General features: G+C 48.7%; 16 protein-coding genes, 1 rRNA gene and 3 pseudogenes. 7 read left to right on the forward strand and 13 right to left on the reverse strand.

Features of this window, described 5'->3' with window-relative positions; translation table 11 throughout:
• From AC1DWB_RS26915 to AC1DWB_RS26925, 3 genes and pseudogenes are all read right to left on the reverse strand, one after another.
• Positions 1 to 712, reverse strand: a pseudogene (locus tag AC1DWB_RS26915) (NAD(P)-dependent oxidoreductase); the annotation flags it as partial.
• Between the two features lie 42 nt (positions 713 to 754).
• Positions 755 to 1,327 (reverse strand): class I SAM-dependent methyltransferase, encoded by a 573-nt coding sequence (locus AC1DWB_RS26920; RefSeq protein WP_477544183.1) that lies wholly within the window; start codon positions 1,325 to 1,327, stop codon positions 755 to 757.
• 455 nt (positions 1,328 to 1,782) lie between these two features.
• Positions 1,783 to 3,066: an ABC transporter substrate-binding protein gene (locus AC1DWB_RS26925; RefSeq protein ID WP_477544184.1), complete on the reverse strand. Its 1,284-nt coding sequence runs from the start codon at positions 3,064 to 3,066 to the stop codon at positions 1,783 to 1,785.
• A gap of 99 nt (positions 3,067 to 3,165) precedes the next feature.
• On the opposite strand from AC1DWB_RS26925, the pseudogene AC1DWB_RS26930 reads away from it, so the two are divergent.
• Positions 3,166 to 3,371, forward strand: a pseudogene (locus AC1DWB_RS26930) (IS1380 family transposase); the annotation flags it as partial.
• 275 nt (positions 3,372 to 3,646) lie between these two features.
• Here the strand turns inward: AC1DWB_RS26930 and AC1DWB_RS26935 are convergent.
• From AC1DWB_RS26935 to AC1DWB_RS26955, 5 genes are all read right to left on the reverse strand, one after another.
• Positions 3,647 to 3,862, reverse strand: coding sequence for a type II toxin-antitoxin system RelE/ParE family toxin (locus AC1DWB_RS26935; protein WP_477544185.1), 216 nt, complete (start codon positions 3,860 to 3,862; stop codon positions 3,647 to 3,649).
• The gene (locus AC1DWB_RS26940; RefSeq protein WP_477544186.1) at positions 3,844 to 4,029 is read right to left on the reverse strand and encodes a hypothetical protein; all 186 of its coding nucleotides are present in this window, start codon (positions 4,027 to 4,029) and stop codon (positions 3,844 to 3,846) included. Before AC1DWB_RS26940 ends, AC1DWB_RS26935 begins: the two co-directional genes overlap by 19 nt.
• An 85-nt stretch (positions 4,030 to 4,114) precedes the next feature.
• Positions 4,115 to 4,441 (reverse strand): DUF3147 family protein, encoded by a 327-nt coding sequence (locus tag AC1DWB_RS26945; protein WP_477544187.1) that lies wholly within the window; start codon positions 4,439 to 4,441, stop codon positions 4,115 to 4,117.
• 64 nt (positions 4,442 to 4,505) lie between these two features.
• Positions 4,506 to 5,069: a hypothetical protein gene (locus AC1DWB_RS26950; RefSeq protein ID WP_477544188.1), complete on the reverse strand. Its 564-nt coding sequence runs from the start codon at positions 5,067 to 5,069 to the stop codon at positions 4,506 to 4,508.
• Positions 5,070 to 5,288: 219 nt separating this feature from the next.
• Positions 5,289 to 6,185: an AraC family transcriptional regulator gene (locus AC1DWB_RS26955; RefSeq protein WP_477544189.1), complete on the reverse strand. Its 897-nt coding sequence runs from the start codon at positions 6,183 to 6,185 to the stop codon at positions 5,289 to 5,291.
• A gap of 87 nt (positions 6,186 to 6,272) precedes the next feature.
• Here AC1DWB_RS26955 and AC1DWB_RS26960 point away from each other — a divergent pair, with 87 nt between their 5' ends.
• The 5 genes and pseudogenes from AC1DWB_RS26960 (at position 6,273) to AC1DWB_RS26980 (ending at position 11,103) form a co-directional block, all read left to right on the forward strand.
• Positions 6,273 to 7,673 (forward strand): sulfatase family protein, encoded by a 1,401-nt coding sequence (locus AC1DWB_RS26960; protein ID WP_477544190.1) that lies wholly within the window; start codon positions 6,273 to 6,275, stop codon positions 7,671 to 7,673.
• Between the two features lie 19 nt (positions 7,674 to 7,692).
• The gene (locus AC1DWB_RS26965) at positions 7,693 to 7,860 is read left to right on the forward strand and encodes a hypothetical protein (protein ID WP_477544191.1); all 168 of its coding nucleotides are present in this window, start codon (positions 7,693 to 7,695) and stop codon (positions 7,858 to 7,860) included.
• A 111-nt stretch (positions 7,861 to 7,971) separates the two neighbouring features.
• Complete coding sequence (locus AC1DWB_RS26970; protein WP_477544192.1) at positions 7,972 to 8,736, forward strand: phytanoyl-CoA dioxygenase family protein; 765 nt, start codon at positions 7,972 to 7,974, stop codon at positions 8,734 to 8,736.
• Positions 8,737 to 8,777: 41 nt separating this feature from the next.
• Positions 8,778 to 9,656: a helix-turn-helix domain-containing protein gene (locus AC1DWB_RS26975; RefSeq protein WP_477544193.1), complete on the forward strand. Its 879-nt coding sequence runs from the start codon at positions 8,778 to 8,780 to the stop codon at positions 9,654 to 9,656.
• A gap of 278 nt (positions 9,657 to 9,934) precedes the next feature.
• Positions 9,935 to 11,103: pseudogene (locus tag AC1DWB_RS26980) on the forward strand (IS3 family transposase).
• A 328-nt stretch (positions 11,104 to 11,431) separates the two neighbouring features.
• Here the strand turns inward: AC1DWB_RS26980 and AC1DWB_RS26985 are convergent.
• The 4 genes from AC1DWB_RS26985 to AC1DWB_RS27000 form a co-directional block, all read right to left on the reverse strand.
• Positions 11,432 to 11,674, reverse strand: coding sequence for a DUF3977 family protein (locus AC1DWB_RS26985; protein WP_477544194.1), 243 nt, complete (start codon positions 11,672 to 11,674; stop codon positions 11,432 to 11,434).
• Positions 11,658 to 13,166, reverse strand: coding sequence for a UDP-N-acetylmuramoyl-L-alanyl-D-glutamate--2,6-diaminopimelate ligase (locus AC1DWB_RS26990; protein ID WP_477544195.1), 1,509 nt, complete (start codon positions 13,164 to 13,166; stop codon positions 11,658 to 11,660). The genes AC1DWB_RS26985 and AC1DWB_RS26990 overlap by 17 nt, the downstream gene beginning before the upstream one ends.
• 89 nt (positions 13,167 to 13,255) lie before the next feature.
• Positions 13,256 to 15,232 carry a WG repeat-containing protein gene (locus tag AC1DWB_RS26995; protein WP_477544196.1) on the reverse strand — a complete coding sequence of 659 codons (1,977 nt, stop codon included), beginning with the start codon at positions 15,230 to 15,232 and terminating at the stop codon, positions 13,256 to 13,258.
• Between the two features lie 64 nt (positions 15,233 to 15,296).
• A complete protein-coding gene (locus tag AC1DWB_RS27000) occupies positions 15,297 to 16,121 on the reverse strand; it encodes a serine/threonine-protein kinase (RefSeq protein ID WP_477544197.1) in 825 nt (274 codons plus the stop codon).
• 184 nt (positions 16,122 to 16,305) lie between these two features.
• Between AC1DWB_RS27000 and AC1DWB_RS27005 the strand changes: the two genes are divergently transcribed.
• On the forward strand, positions 16,306 to 17,403 hold the full coding sequence (locus AC1DWB_RS27005; protein ID WP_477544198.1) for an SGNH/GDSL hydrolase family protein: 1,098 nt from the start codon (positions 16,306 to 16,308) through the stop codon (positions 17,401 to 17,403).
• Positions 17,404 to 17,737: 334 nt separating this feature from the next.
• Here AC1DWB_RS27005 and rrf read toward each other — a convergent pair.
• Positions 17,738 to 17,813 (reverse strand): 5S ribosomal RNA (gene rrf / locus AC1DWB_RS27010); the annotation flags it as partial.

The raw sequence follows: 17,813 nt of genomic DNA on the forward strand, positions 1-17,813 counted from the left end.
CTGTAAGGCAGCCTCTAGAGCAACATAATCAACCAACCTTCCTCGAGCTGTGTTAATTAGAATTGCTCCATCTTTCATCATAGAGATTCGTTCCTTATTAATAAGCTGTTCATTCCCCTCTTTGGTGGAAGCATGTAAAGATACAATATCGGACTGTCTTAGTACCTCTTCTATTGGCAGCCTATTATTCTCTTCCCTATTACTCCTCGAGGAAATGAGTAGGGTCATGCCTAAGGATTTCCCTATACTAGCAAAGTTGACCAATTGTCCCATAACCAATAATCCCTAGTGTTTTCCCGAACAATTCATAATTTGGTGTCAAGTTCCCTCTCCATCGTCCATTGACAACATTATGGTGTGAAAGAACAATTTGTTTCGTTAATGCGAATATAAGAGCAAACGTATGCTCTGCAACAGCATTACTCCCTACTTGCGGGATACCTTCTACTTTCATTCCGAGACTACTCGCCATACTATTATCGACATAGTCCGTGTTATGCGCTCGGACTCCTATATATTTACACTTGGGAAGTCTCATTAGTACTTCATTCGGTACTCTTGAATGAATTAACATGAGGTCGAAAGTGAAATCATTCGTAATGCTTAGGTTAGAAAAATCAACAGGAACAACATCAAAGTAATTTTCAAGTTTTACTCTTTCTTCTAATAAGAGTTTGATTGTTGAATCTATTGCACATAATCTCTGATGCATATAGCTGTTCCTCTTCTTTCTTCGATGGTTCACCTTCGTAGATTAACCTTTAACTGCATCTAAGATTAGTGATACAAAACCCAATTCTTCGCCTTTATTCCTATGATCAAACCGTAAGGATCGATAAATAAATCCTTCTTCAGGATTCCACTCGTGATAATGAAATTCCCCTGCTTCATCACAATATTCTAGTAGTTTCACTTCAAATCCCGCTTCTTGGAACATCTTACTTAACGTCATGTAATTGTGTACGATCTTATGACTGGCAGCCGGATGATCTTGAGGTCCTGGCCCTCCGATCTTAACCATATCCTGATACCAGTCATTACGGAAATAAGCATCCGGTACGGCACAACGAATATACCCACCAGTATTCAAAAACGCATAGCAAATCTTCGCCGCTTGTACACCCTCTTCATAATTTAAATGCTCCCAAACATGCTCGCATAAGATAGCATCTATTTTTCGATCCCCAAAATTACGCTCCCAGTGCTCTCTGACCAGTAAATTCAGTTCGCTTTCCTGTGTCTGTATCCATCCTGGATATGACTGCGAAGAAGCTCCTATAATAATTTTCAGCGGTTCCGTAATCGACATCTTCGGTATATTCATCATCTTTGGGCTCCTTTTATTTATTAATGAAATACTCCTTCCCAAATATAGTGTGCTCTGCCGAGATTAACTCCCCGATATCAGAGAAGTGAAGAATCACTGCATGTAAAGAAGTCCCTCTCCCTGGGTTTATACAAATGGTATTCCCAATAAAATCTAGCCATGCATTTGTGATATAAGGAGATTCGTGGATATGTCCATGTAAAGTAAGCGAGGGTTGTAATTGCTCAATTCGCTTTCTTATTGCCTTACTCCTCACATGTTTACCGCCATTAATAACATCCAGTTTAGTACCGAATGGCGGAGCATGCATAACCCAAATACCCTGATCGTTTAAGTAATCGAGGTCTTCTTCTATGCTGGAAATCTGATCTAAATAATCATGTTTCTTCTTGACTAAGTCTCCGCTTTCATTCGATATAACTATTGGTTTATCCGGTATGTATCTTGTGCCTATATCATTTTCTCTTTTCCGATATTTCGATTGCGCGCTCTATTTCATTCTTTGCTTGATTAAGAATGTTATCTAAATCATTTGAATAATAACGCAGATAGTCAAAATATTTTCTACCGACAATAGTTGATGCAGTCCTGTAATAAGCTGAGTATGGAACTCCTGGTGCTGGCTTACTTTTGAAGATACTGGAAATATGTTTGTCTTTTAATTGTGGAACACCACTACCAAACATTTCGACATACTTAGGATCGGTGAGCACTGAAGCCTTTAAGACTTCGCTTACTTGTGCGGTCTGTGCCTCATCCGAATATAACACTTCAAATACTTTCATGATTGCGTCCTGGTTTTTGCTTATTTTATTTGGAATCAAAACGTGTGACGCGGACATACCGTAAGTATTAGGTCTATCTTTGTAACTTGGAAACTGTGCAACATCCCAATTCACTGTAGTATTGATTAAAGTGGTAATTCTTGGGATATCCGTGAGCATGGCAAGCGTCTGTTCTTGAAACCGCTGGAACCCTCCTCCGATCCTATTGCCTGGTGTAGAGTGAATGGCATTGCCAGTTTCGAACGCTTTTTTGTATGCATCTAATGGTTCTAATATTTTGTTTGTTTTTGCATCAATAAAATTAAGTGAAAACGGAAATATCAAACTCCATAAACTTGACTCATCCAAACCGTCATATCTTGTGCGACCATCGTCACGTGCAAGTTTTTTTGACAATTCGATGGTTTCCTCCCAGGTCATTCCATCCTTGGGATAAGGAACGCCGAGCTTATCGAAAATGTCTTTGTTGTAATAAAGGGCATTATACTCGCTCGTATAAGGTAAAGCTATTAATTCGCCATTATCAGAGAGACCACGGATTCCGTTCAATATCCCTTGATCAATTCGGTTTAGATCGAAATTATATTTTTTTGCCAAAGGCGTAATGTCCTCATATATCCCTAGTTCTTTATAATCGGGCAGCTTTCCGGTCCATGTCGCCCATAGATCGAACGTTATGCCGGCGGCAACTACTGCGTCCATATCATATTCAGGATTTATTAGTTCTACGGTGATATATGGGTATTTTTTCTTAAGAGGTTCCGTAATCATTTTTTGAAGCATTTTATCGTAAAAATAAATTTCCTTTTGCATGATTGTAATCGTCACGGGTTCGGTATTCTCCCTTTTTCCGGAATCGGAAGAAGGCTCAGCTCCATTATCTTTCCTCGTACATCCAGCTAACAATGACAGTACTAGTACTAACGAAAGCTGTATTAACAACATTTTTTTCATGGTTAAAGCCCCCTTCATTCTTAATCGAACATATTGTACCAGTTGATTTCACCCTCCCCCGTTATTGGAGAAGGCTGCAGTTAGTTGTTCAAGGCAGCTAAAGCGAATGAACTCGACCTGCTGATTAAGCTCTTGTCCTATAACCTCTATGAACGATTCAAGCGTGACTGCTACGAACCGGTCCATCAGGGCTACACGATCGCCCGGTTCCGACTCGAATTCTTCCACAGTGCAGCGACGATCATCCTGCACAGTCGCAGGATCATACTAAAGTTGGTTAAGGACTTCGTAATCGGTACGTTTGACAACGAATTGAAGCGAGAATCATCGCCTTAGAATGACAACTTCCACAATCTAACATGGAATTCTACATTGCCCGTACTGTGGGGAGGGGAGAGCCTATCCAATTTTGCCAATCCACATTCAGGACAATGGCAGTACTTCCAACGGTTTACAGAGAGAGCGGTCCGATCACTCATGCGAGCCCTACTAAATTAGGCTTTCGAAATTCAGGATTATTTATTGCTCCATGTATTATTGTTTTAATTATTATCCGGCCATCAATTACTTGATAAATCAGTCAATACCTATGTATAAAAATTTCCCGCACCTCGGGGTCGTCCATCTCTGGAACTACACGTCCTCGGTGCGGGAAATTAATTAGTGTCTGTGCTCGATCCATTACGTCATCATAAAATGCCAATGCATAATACATGGAATCCTGAGAAATATAATCAACTATGTTTTGTAAATCTTTATACGCCGTGACGGTCCAAATTATGGTTTGTTCAGCCATTTATCCATCCTCGCTTTGACCTCATCGTGGGATAGTAAATTACCTTCTTCAAAATCCTTTTGCCCTTTTTCAATTTTAGATCTGACATACAGTGTGTATTGGATATCTTCAATTGAACAGTTCTCAGGAAGTTTATCAATCATTTGTTTCACATCATCTTTTAACATATTGGCATTACCTCAGCTACATTATATCATAAGGTTTTTGGATTTATGAATTGTCTGCCTAATCAAGCAATGGTCCTTAACACCATCAAACATTAATCTTCTGAAACACGTACGTAAACACAAGCCAGATCCCAAAGCCTATCCCAACCGACACAAGCAGCGGCATCCCCTTCTTCAATCCAATGACGGTAGCGGCCAGCATGACGACGGCTGGAATGATCCCCCACAACACGTTCGTGAGGAACTTGGTAATATCCCCGGTGGATTGCTTGTTGTATGCCATCCAGGCTAAAGAGATCATGCTGGTGATGGGGAAGGCCGCGATGAACCCGGCGAGTACAGCGTTCTTTTTGACAAGTGTGGTCACTGTAGCAATAACGAGGGCGGACACAAGAACTTTGATGATAAACATGCCAGACACTCCTTCAACTTTCTACCGAGTCACTCCATCAACTAGCAACTGCCAGCATACAATATTATCTGCTGCGTCTTCTCCGAACCCACCACACAGAAGCAGATCCCACAACAATCAGACCCACAGCCGTGACTAACAGAATTTTTCGCGTAGAGCCGCTCACAACTGATGAACTGTCTTCCAGATCACTATGGATTTCTGTACCCACTCCTAGTACCTTGAGATCCTCACCCGCACTAGAGAGTAGCTGATTCCCACTGCACAGATTTGTTTGCAATCGACCCTCGCCCATGTAGGCGTACACCAAATACGTCTGATTCACGTCAAAAGAGTAGCCGCACGATGCAGAAGCGCCGTCATAACTGTAGAGCGTCAGTTTCTTGGTGTCCACGCCCTTCCAAGCTTGGTCGATCTCCAGTGAATACTTCCTAAGAACCCCATGTTGAAATTTCTGGGTCCCCCCTCGACTGACCACTTTCCCCTGAAACACAGCAGAGGATTGCTCCAGCTTCTTGCTAGTATCGAGAAGTGCGCAACTGCAAGCATAGGCTGGGTTGTTCGACCATGTGAGCAAGCCTGTAAGTATAACTGCAGCTACCATGACCATTAGAGCAATTCGTTTCATACGCTGCCTCCTTACTGCCAATTCAAGTAACAGTAGGTAATTGTTGTATGTCTAGTATTCGTGAGCTGATCTGAATTTCCTTTTACCAGCTTGATTGGCCCGTCACGCACCAATCAAGCTGCCCAGGCACATGGAGGGTAGTCATCTCGAAACGGAATACGGGGGTGACTTACCGGACGCACGTTCAGATGCCGACCCGCGGCATAGTTGCTTTTGTCGTCATCGGCTAGGCCGGCTAATCTTCCCCTTCACCTGAAGCGGAGGATAGCCCATTTGTTGCTTGAACTGCTTGGAGAACGAATACGGGTCCGGGTATCCGAGTGTGAGCGCGACATGCTTGATACTGTGCCCGCACTCGGACAGCAGGAATCGGGCATAGTTCATCCGCGCTTGCTTGTGATAGTCCAGGGGCGTCACCCCATAGTGCACCTTGAACAAGCTGCGAAGGTATTTCTCTGACAGCTCAGCTGTCTCAGCCAATTGCACCGGATTGTACCGCGCCTGGGGGTTGTCGTCCATGAAACGCTTCACCTTCTCCAGCCGGGTATCCAGAGGATTCGCGGGTTGGGGCTGCGTGCAATCTATGTAAAGCTTCATTAGTAGCTCGCATAGCAGAATACCGGATAAACGATCATAGTAACCGATCTCGCCTTGCTGGGAATACGTGTGGATTTGTTCGAAGAGCTGCGAGTACCCTTGCCGATCACTCGGAATACAAGCGATGCTGAACGGTGGATGCTCCAGCTTCAATGGCTCGCGGGTTATGTTATCGTACAATCCGAAACGGATTGGAATGATAGCTGGCGGATTCTCTGTAATCTGAGCGGCACTGTGAACCAGCCCTCGGCTTACCAGGATGATCTGTCCGGGAACGAATTCATAGCTTCCATCGCCTGTCGTGTAGGAGCCCTCTCCACCCTTGATCAAGACGATGTGGTAATCCAGATTACAACGGCTATCAATTCGCCAATGAGGAGGTACCGTCAAGTTGTAGCTTGTATGTACACGCAGATGGCCTTGGAAAGGGAGTCTCGCGATGAGATCTCGTAGCAGATCGGTCTTTTGCTCCGGGCGCTTCACCAGCTCCACGTGCGTCTGATGCTCCATATTTGACATCCTTTCCATCCACCCTTTCCATTTCAAAAGTGCGCCAATCGCTCTACAATCAGGATAACACATCCTTTATGGCCAATGAGGTGCACCATGGCAAATAAACCGAATATTTTGTTTTTCTTCACCGATGACCAGCGGTTCGATACGATTCATGCACTCGGGAACCCGGACATCCTCACACCGACGATGGACAGGCTCGTGGCGTCCGGAACGGCATTCACCCAGGCTCATATTCCGAGCGGGACATCCCCTGCTATCTGCATGCCGAGTCGGGCGATGCTCCATACGGGAAGAACGCTGTTCCACATTCAGCGAGAGGGTCAGAACATCCCGGAAGCCCATACAACGCTTGGAGAGGCGTTTCGTGAAGCTGGGTACCGGACATTCGGGACGGGCAAATGGCACAACGGTCCAGCCTCCTATGGACGAAGCTTCACGGATGGGGCAGCCATCTTCTTCGGCGGCATGTGGGACCATTGGAACGTTCCACTCTGCGAGTTTGACCCGACAGGGCAATACGAGAATCTCATTCCATTCACGCAAAATTTCATGCAGAGCAGCAAAACGACTCCCGTCCATTGCGACTATTTCTCGGCGGGCAAGCATTCGACGGAGCTGTTCAGCGAAGCGGCAATCGACTTCCTGCAACAATACGATTCGGAGAAGCCCTTCATGATGTACATCTCTTACTTGGCCCCGCATGATCCTCGGACGATGCCGGCCAGGTTCCAGCAGATGTATGATCCTGAGCAGATCCCGCTGCCCGACAATTTCATGACGGAGCATCCGTTCAACTATGGCGCACGCCAGATCCGGGATGAGACGCTAGCCGCCTATCCCCGTACAGAGGCCGAGATTAAGCGGCACATCGCGGACTATTACGCAATGATTACCCACCTTGATTATGAGATTGGACTCGTGTTAGATGCGCTCGAGCAATCCGGCCAAGCTGACAACACGATCATCGTGCTGGCTGGGGATAATGGCTTGGCTGTCGGTCAGCATGGGCTGATGGGCAAGCAGAGCCATTACGATCACAGCATTCGTGTTCCGCTGCTCTTCTGTGGCCCTGGGATTCCACAAGGCTTGGAACTCAGTCAGTATACCTACTTGCTCGACGTATTCCCTACTCTATGCGGGTTAGCAGGCATCGAGGCACCGGAATCCGTAGAGGGGATGAGCCTGCTGCCCATTATGGGCAATCCGGAAGCTCCCTTGCGCGAGTCACTGTACTTCGCCTATAGTGAATTCATTCGAAGCGTGAAGGATGATCAGTACAAACTTATTGAATACGCGGGGAAGGTGCGGGAAACGCAGCTGTTCGATCTTCAGAACGACCCAGCCGAAATGGACAATTTGGCGGGGAGAGCTGAGTTTGAGCCGATTCTTATGAGGCTGCGTCAAGAGCTAATCCAGTACCGAGACAGATGGGATGACCGTCAGCATCCATTAGGGCAATCTTATTGGAGCGCGGCGGCTGATATTGAATAGGAACGAAAATGAATAAGAGATGACGGCCACGATTGTCGACGCCGCCAGTGCATTCAATAACGTACGTGTTATCGCAGGGCTGAAGCTGCTACCAGATGAGCCTGGGTTGCTCACAGACCATGTACATCCTAAGAATGCCGGGTTCAAGATTGTGGAGGCCCGACTGCACCGGCTATTTACGGGATAAGGAGTAAATTGTACAAATAGATGCGGAATGTGTGCATTGTGCCTTGGATGATGATGGTTGCATAATAGGGGCAAGAAACGAAATCATCCAATTGCAGAGGAGTCGGCACTCATGCTAACACAGGAACAACGCAAGCAATACGACGAACAAGGGTATGTGATCTTCAATCAATTGTTCGATGCTGGCGAGATCGACCAAATTCGGACGCTGATCGACGAGTTGGACGCGGAATCGGAGCGGCAGCTGATGGCCGGCTCAGCTTCGTTCATCAGCAGCCCAAACAAGATCAATTTCACCGCCAAGCTGAACTTCATGCACCCAGAGCTGCAACGGTTTACCGCACATACGAAATTCGTCGATCTTACGACCGACATTCTCGGCCCGGACATTCGGCTGTACTGGGATCAGTCGGTATATAAGCGTCCCGAGGCGGACCGTGACTTTCCCTGGCATCAGGACAATGGATACGTACCTACAGAACCCATGCAGTATTTGACCTGCTGGCTGGCGCTGGAGGATTCGACAATCGAGAACGGTTGCGTCTGGGTCAAGCCGGAGTCGCACCGGAACGGGTATGTCGAGCATTGGAAAACCGACACCGGCTGGGTATGCTACGATGGCGAAGATCCTGGCATTCCGGTGGAATTGACGAAGGGGAGCATGGTCGCGTTCTCCTCCCTGCTGTTCCACCGTAGCACGCCGAATCGGAGCCAAGGAACTCGCAAAGCCTACGTTATCCAATATTCGGTGGAAGGCGCGCGCAATCCTGACAAAGGGTATGTGTTTCTGAATGGCCCGGTCATTGCCCGGGACGGGCAAGCCGTGTATGAGCGGTTTATTTCGCGGGAGGAATGCGAGGCGGGAATCGCCACGTAGGCACCACCACCCGCACGAACGGTACGATGGGAGGAAAGCAAGTGAGCGGGCAACGTGTCATTACGGGTCAATGGAACGTGCAGGTGTATACCGTGCAAGAATCGTCTTACGATACACTTGAGCTGCGCGACATGGTACGGTCCCAGTGGATCATAAGCCATGTGTTGAATGGCGAAGTCGTAACTTCCTGCGGCGGCGAATCGGCGGCCGTCCATGCCGGTGATGTGATGATACACCCGCCCAATCTCCCTTTCATGGAATTCGCATCCGTCCCCGGCACACACCACTGGATCGCGCTCGATGTGCGTAATGCCGATGGCATCGACCTGTTCAAGCTGCATCCGGTCCAGCAAGTCGTCTCGCTGAGCGAGCCGCATCGGTTCACGGCCATCTTCGAAGAGCTGCACCATTTGTTCATGGATGGCCGACGCTCGTACGACGATTTTGTCACGATCGGGCTGACGATGCGGTTGCTCGGGATGCTGCTTGATGATGCGTATGCCGCCGACGCTTCGCCTGCGAAGGGCATGTGGACCGTCGACGTACGATTCGCCCCTGTCATACGCTTCATGGAGTCGCACATGCACGAGAAGCTAACGCGCGCCGATATGGCCGCCCTGCTGCATCAATCGCCGAATCACTTCGACAAACGGTTCATGCAGGCTTACGGTGTGACCGCCATGGACATGCTGCGCGACATGCGGCTGCGCAAAGCCCGGCGGCTGCTTGAGCAGACGTCGCACACGCTCGAGCATATCGCGCAGAAGTGCGGCCTTGGTGATGCGGCCTACTTGAGCCGACAGTTTACCCGCCGCTACGGCATGACGTCGGGCGAATGCCGCAAGCAGGCGCGTTTGGGTCAGGCTGACTATTTGCCTGACGCGGAGCAGCCAGATAGCAGAGCAGCCGCGGCCGATTAACCGAATCTGCAACAGTTGGCACCACAACTGTTCAACAGGCATACTCCGCGTTCGGTTGGACGGGTCAACACCAGTGACCCCGGTTCAACTCGGACACCACGATTACGAAATCAGCGGCTCGAGATTTCGCGCCACCTTTAGGTGATTTCATCACTCTATTTTTCAACATTGGGGACGACCTTACCAAATAAGGTGGTTTCTGGGTCTAGAATTAAAAGTGGACATCTCGAAAGGAGCCTCGGATAATAAAAATAACCAACAAGAAGAGGTGTCCGGGAATGAAGGAACAACGACAAAGGTACAACCAAGAGTTTAAAGAGAATGCAGTGAAGTATATGCAGGAACAGGTGAAAAGCTTGCCTGAGATTGCAGTAGAAATGAACATCCCGGTTAGTACGCTCCGTCAGTGGATGCAAAAGTATCGGAAGTTCCCGGATGAGCCATTTGTAGGTAGTGGCAACCTTCGCAGCCAAGATCTATCCATCAAGGAAAAGGACCAGGAAATCGCGGACCTCAAAGAGGAGATCGAGATCCTAAAAAAGGCCATGCACATCTTCAGCAAATAAAGGAACTCCGGTTCCGATTCATTGAAGATCATCGTACTATGTTTCGTGTGGCGAAGATGTGCAAAGTGATGGAAGTATCGAAGAGCGGCTATTTTAAGTGGCGTACTGCACCTAAGAGCGAAAGAAAATTACGTAAAGAGAAGCTAGTCGAACGGGTCCACTGGCACTATACGGACTCCGATGAGATCTACGGCAGCCCGAAGATCACCAAGGAGCTACTTAAAGAGGGGTGGATCGTATCGGAACGTACGATTGGGCTAGTCATGAGGGAACACGATCTGCGCTCGTGTGTGAGTAAGAAGTACAAGGTGCAGACGACAGATTCAAACCATGATAACCCGATTGCCCCCAATCTGCTCGATCAGGATTTCAAATCGACAACGGCTCCTAAACAAGTGTGGGTGACGGACATTACATACATCCCTTGCCGTGAAGGAAAGATGTACTTAGCAAGCGTCATGGACCTTTTCACACGCAAGATTGTAGGCTGGCAACTGATGGACCGAATGACAGACGAGCTCGTGTTAGAAGCCCTGGCACAAGCGAATAAGACGAAGACTCCAACAGAGGGTCTGATTCATCACTCTGATCGGGGAGCCCAGTATACGTCTCTGGACTATCGGAATCAACTGTTGGCGTACAATATGGTCGCAAGCATGAGTCGAAAAGGAAACTGCTACGACAATGCTTGTATTGAGTCGTTTCATAGCTTGATTAAAAAGGAACTAATCCACCGTTGCAGATTTAAAACGAAGGCAGAAGCTCGAGAACGCATTTTTAGATACATTGAATTTTTCTACAACCGAAAACGTACTCATAGCTATCTAAATTACCTGTCACCCGATCGATTTGAAGCCATGTACTATGAGAGCATCCTGTAAAACCAAGCTCTTTCAGGGAGTCCACTCTATTGACATAGGTCCAATCATCACCTTATTTTGTTCGAATGAGCGAAAATCACAAAATAGCGCTGTTTGATCATCTTATTTCTCTTGTTCCATCCGATTTGAGCACTTTTCAGCCAGATAGAGTGAGAAATCACCTTATCATTCTGAGATTCTCCAATCCGGCAAAAATAGAGTGATGAAATCACTTTATGAAATTATGAACCTTACTCTCGCAGCAAAAAAAGGAGGAACTTCCAGTTCCACCCCATAGACTAGGTTCCCCATATCGAGCTATCGCTTCCACTTTCTTGTCTTTGCGCTTCTACCCGACACCGTGCATCCCAAGCAGACATTTGAAGCTCCGCTTGCTCTTGCTCATCCGCTTGAACCCTTCCCGGCTATCCACGATGAACACTCGCCTGCCCATCCAGAGTCTTAAGTAAATCGACTTCAGTCGGAACGGTCCCGATATGCCCTTCACTTCCGTCTCGGTCCCGTCCTCATGCTCCAGTTCCGTTCGGACCCACCATCGATTGCCGATGCCGATCTCAATGTACTTGTTCAAGAATCGCTTCCCTCGCGGCTTGCCGATCATCGAACGGAATTGTGCCGCTCTTCACGATTTGATACGTTTCATGACCTTTGCCCGCGATCAATACCACGTCTCCAGTCGACGCCAACCGGATCGCCCTAGCGATAGCTTCCCTTCGATCTTCAATAAGCTCGTAGGGAGTTGCCGCATAAGCGCTCCCTACCTTTGCCCCTACCACGCCGCCCTCAATATCCGTCATGATCGTATAAGGATCTTCAGATCGCGGGTTATCCGATGTCACGATGACGATGTCGCTGTACTTAGCGGCAATCTCCCCCATCATCGGCCGCTTCGTTCGGTCCCGGTCGCCCCCGCAGCCGAACACCGTAATGACTCTCCCGTCCGCGAAATCGCGAATGGTCGAGAGCGCCTTGTCCAGACCGTCCGGTGTATGCGCAAAGTCGGCCAATACTAGATACGGCTGGCCTTCGTCCACGACTTCCATCCGTCCGGGTACTCCGACGAATTGATCCAACCCTTCTTGGATAACAGCAAGCGGGGTACCTTCTGCCAATGCGACCGTTGCGGCTGCCAAGGCATTAGAAACATTGAACAGACCAACCATTCTCAAGCAGACTCGAACAGTACCAACCCAAGAGATCAAGTCGAACTCCGTGCCCTGTCCTGTTAGCTCCACATTAGCCGCTCGAACGTCCGCCTCTCGTTCAATGCTATATGTGAGCACCTGCGCGGTGGTCAACGACCGGAATACCTCAGATGTCGGGTCATCCGCATTCAGTACGGCGAACCTCCGCTCCGAAGGCTCAGACGAGAACCCGTTCCCGAGCCGCGAGAACAACAACCCTTTCGCGGCCAAATACGCTTCCATCGTCCCGTGGTAGTTGAGATGATCCTGCGTCAGATTCGTGAATACTGCGGTTCGGAATTCGCAGCCCATGACCCGACCCGTATGCAGCCCTTGGGAAGTCACTTCCATGACCGCATAGTCGGTTGCAGCTTCCCTCATCCTACGTAGGTTGGCTTGCAGCTTGGGCGGCTCCTGCGTGTTGATATCCGTGTCGTACAAGACCGATCCAATCTTCGTCCCGATGTTGCCCATCATCCCCGTCCGATATCCGGCATACGCGAGCAGCGCTTCGATCATATAGCTGGTCGTCGTCTTCCCGTTCGTCCCCGTCACGCCGATCAGCTTCATGCTGCGGCTCGGATAGCCGTTCAGATGCGCGGCCATAACGGCCATCGCATAGTAGGCATCCGGCACCATGATGGTCGGCACATCCACGTTCACATCGCGCTCTACAACGAGTGCGACTGCCCCCGCTTGCACCGCCGCTTCCGCGAACGGATGGCGATCTTCTTGGTGCCCGGGGATGCCGGGTACGCAGACGAACACGTCGCCCGGCTGCACTCGCTGCGAATGCATCTGGATCCCGGACACTTCGACATCCGTCGAACCCCTCAGGTGCTTGATCGTTAACAATGCGGTTAGTTCATGCCATTTCATGAGCGTATTCTACCTCCGGCTCTCGTCAATTCGACTTCTCTTATCCATCTATCTTATCACGATTAGCCATTGATAGCTCCAGCTTCTGTTTACTTTCTCATGGTATGAAACGACCGCCAGAACGAGCCTTCCCGGTTCAGAATCGACTTTATTTCCTCGAACGGGATCGTGAATGTTGGGAAACCTGCGGAATAAGGAGCGATCTCATAAGGGGTGAAGTATAAATGCAGCGCCTCCTCCGTTACGAAGAACGGCTGGTCCGGCTTAATCCCCTTATAGCTGTCCGGGAACACGTAGGAGTACTGTGGATCGTTCTTGATCTGTTGACCGACAATATCACTCAGTACCTTGACGTAATCACTGTCCGGCTTGAACAAATCCTGAAGCTGGTACATCTCTCCGGTCTTCAGGTTCAAGTGAACATACACCTTCGTCGGCATCCCATGAGCGGCACCGTACGGGAAGTTGTAGCCATTCAACTGCAGCACGAGCAATTGATCGTGGTAAAAGGTGATCTCGAAGTTGCCGATGTAGTTGTAGTCCAGCTGCACATTGGTTGGGAACGGCTTTACTTGGGATAGCTGCTTTAACTTGGCGTTCACATTCCGCTGCACCCTGGCGCTAGCCATTCCTGCCAGCTGAGGGTAATAGACGAGATAGTCCCGATTGGGCTTGAATTTCTCTTCCTTCACCCGTAGCTTCCCGGTTAACGGGATCGTCGTATCTGGTTGCCAGACAAGCTTTCCCCATCGATCATAGTACGACTGCTTTTGATCCACATTCGCACTGATCAGCGACCCTACCCAACGTAACGTCCCACTTCCTTCGATTTTGGGAGAATGCGGAGCCACTCGGCCGTTTCGGTCAATGAAGAACGTCATCTTGCTATCTTCGGCGGAAGCCATTCCATTCTGATAGCTGGAGATGCCATAATAGGTGAAATCACTGAGCAGCTTCCCATTCGTCGAATCGGCCAAGGCGTACCTGGACCCGATAAACGGCTGCTCCGGATCAATAGCCCGCCCAATCGCCGCACGGTGTTCCCCCAACAATTCGATACTATTGTACTGGGGCTGAATTACATATTTGCCAGTCCGGTCAATTAAGCCGTATTGGTTGGTATAGTCCGCCGACAAGTTGACTACCGCTCTTCCGTCCTGAAACGGCTGAGCCATCGTGAACTTGGGGGCAATGACGACCCTGCCTTGTTCGTTGATATATCCATATTTGCCGCCTGTCGTTTGCTGAAAAGCGAGCAGTCCTTCACCCAGCGGACCGACAAAAGCATAAGGATAAGTAGCAAGCCGTCTTCCGTCAAGTCCGATCAACGCATATTGATTGTCTTTAACTTGCACCACCGCTTTGCCGTTGGCAAAATCAGTGCCCGATCGGTACACGGGCGGGATCACAACATGCCCCTGCAGATCCATGTAACCGTAGCCTTCGCTACCTTGTGGGCCCCCTTGTGAGAACAGCACTCTTCCCTCATGGTACGTCCCGATATAGGAATAAGCTCGAGGTGTCAGTATATTCCCGGCCTCATCTATGATGCGGAATCCTTTGTCATCAATAACAGCTGCACGGCCTTCGGAAAAATCATTGATGTACTGGTACATTGGCTTCACCAGATACTGCCCATTCAGCCGAATTAACCCATCACGACCGTTCTGCTCCACTACAGCCAATCCATTTTTCTGAAAATCTTTTGCATAATCATATTGAGGCCGGATGAACACGGCTCCCCTATCGTTTATATATCCCCATCGGGTTCCATGGGTCGTCATTACCGGTATTGGGTACAGCATCATCGCCCGATTGTCACGAATTGCATACTGATCATAATGAGGCCACGGGGAAAAAACAGGAGGATAAGCCAGTCCTGGATCATTGAAGGGCCCCCTCGTCGGCCCCTGGCCTGCATACCCGTATGGCCAGCCTACTGGCATAACCCATACAGGACCGTGATATACCCTGTAATCGGGAGAATTCGGATTCCCCGACCACCTATTCACTCCACCTATATACGGGGTTCCGTATACGTGCATTCCTTCATCATACAAAAACAAGGCCAACACATCCCATCTAGTCTTTGCCTACAGGGTATGGGCATTTGACCAAAAAGGTGATTGTTTACACGAGTGCGTCCTGCCACTTCTCATACAAGCCATGAATGCTGTCGTATCGATCTTCAGGCTTCGGCGACACTGCCTTGCTCACCACTTGAAAGAGCGCATCCGTGGAGCGCCAGCTCTCCCTGGTACGTTCTTGACTACCCAAGAACAGGAAGGCGAGTGCCCCCATCGTGAACACACTCGTCCGGTGGTCGATTCGACTGCCGCGGATAAACTCCTCTGGCGCCATCAAGCTTCTCGAGCCGGGCAGTCGATCCTGTTCCAGGATGAACGAACCATGCACGTAGTGATCGAGATCGCAGAAATGCAAGCTGTCATTGGTGAAATCATAGATCATGCTGCCTGCATAGAAATCTACGGCGACGTAACCCAGGCTCTCCATGTACACATGCAGCTCATACACTTTGTCCAGCGCTTGTATGATTTTCTCCACGGGTAGGTGTGTGAATCTGTAGAAAGGTGACTGTGGGTTTCTTTTCCCTTCTGGGCCCGGATAGTCGGGAGAACTGAGCACTTCGCCCTCCACCCACTCGTACACAAGCGCCAACCCCGTCCGGGTCTTGAACGAGTGGACCAGCTTTGGCAAGTACTTGTGATTTATGGTCGCGTACACCCGAATCGCATCCTGCAAATAACCGAGCGCTGCTGGTGTAGTCGACGTCTTCACGAACCATCGTACTTCATTCACAAGAACACCATACGAGATGCATCCGGAATCCTGCTTATCGAACACCCGGAACACATCCCCGATCCAATTCAAATAAGCTGGCACCTCTTCGTCAATTCGATTCACCATGAACAGAGCTTCACTGTTTGGCTCCATAATTGCCCATCTCCACCTTTTCCAGCAATATACATTATATTGTATCATCTGACAGGAGACGTTCATGTGAAAAAACAATTAAGATCAAACTCCCCGCCGCCAAGGGTTCCATCTCTCACTTATCCGCACACTTGAAAGGATTTCCTTAACTCATGACGAATAGCTTTATTCGGAGGTGATGATCGTGAATCGTAGTCTATATACATTTAATGATGCATGGACAGCATGGTTAGCCGGCAGCAAGTTTCCTATCGCTTTCTTCGGTGACAGTACATTTGATGGAGCGAATACGACAGATTGGGTGCGCAATACACTAGGATCGGACAATCAATCGCCCAACGCCTTCTCCCAGCTGTTGGAGGGGTTGCTTCGACAAGCGACACATAATCCCAGATTGCGAATCTACAATGCAGGATTCAGCGGTCAAGTCGCCAGTTGGGCCGTAACCGTCTTGGATGAAGAGTTTGGTGAAGCGTCTGCCTACAACGATGTCAAGATGATGGGAATTGGTTTCGGTATTAATGACAGGCTAATGTTTAACAATGAGCAAGCGTATCGGGACGGATTCAAGCAATCGATCATACAGATTATTGACTGGTGCTATTCCAGGGACATTCAGCCCTTCCTGCTCACGACTCAAGCGATTGTAGCGCCCGGAGTGAATACCGAGTATACGAATATGTATCCGATGCGAACGAGCGAACATATTGATTCCGTTGCTAATGAGATCAAGCGAGAACTGGCGGATGAATACCAACTGCAATTCATTGACTTGAACAAGTATACCGAGATGTTCTTACAATACGCTTCATTTAGTGCGCGCAGCATCATCTCGGATCGGCTTCATTTTGGAGACATCGGCCATAAGTATGAAGCTGAGCTTATATTCTCTCACTTGTCCCCTCGGACGATAGTGGTGGATAGTTACACGCAGATTGATTATTCGAGTCAAAAGGTGTTCGATGGAGTACCGGAAAATTGGTTATCGATGCCTGAGTTGCCTATTGACCGCTTTAAGGTTTATGTGGATTACGAGAAGGTGGACTCGTCGGACATGCTGATCCTGTCAGCCTGGGTGTTCGTTACCTCTAAGAAAAGGTTGACATTAACGGCCTACAAGGGTGATTCCTCGTCGAGCACCTATATCAAAGTGAACGGCGTTGCCAAGACTTTGACTGGAGCGGAAACGATATGGGGTCCGTTGGAAGTAGGGCTGTATAAGTTGGAAGTATACACTGGCGAGTCGAGCCAAATTAACTTTAAAGGCTTCGTGCTGGAGTAGCAGACGATTACAAGTGGAACTTGATCCCAAAAAATAACCCGTTTAACCTCGTTTGCCCTCATGAAGAGATGGCAACCGAGGTTTATTTGGGTTGATCTAAGTCTCCCCGCGATAATCTAAAAAAGACATATCTAAAACTTCCCTCCAAGGGGAAGTTTTACTAAACTCATTGCTCAGAAATTAGATCATGAAATGGAACGTTTGAAAATTGTACGCGAACAGTCGCTGGAGCGTTCAGCTCCGTAGTTCGATGGGTATAGTATGTTATCGAAAATGGTTACATAACGAAAGGAACCCATACAAGTGTATGGGTTCCTTTCGTTATTCTGCTCCTGCTTGGCAACGTCCTACTCTCCCAGGACCCTGCGGTCCAAGTACCATCGGCGCTGGAGGGCTTAACGGTCGTGTTC

The organism is Paenibacillus sp. P4_E11 (genome assembly GCF_056401635.1).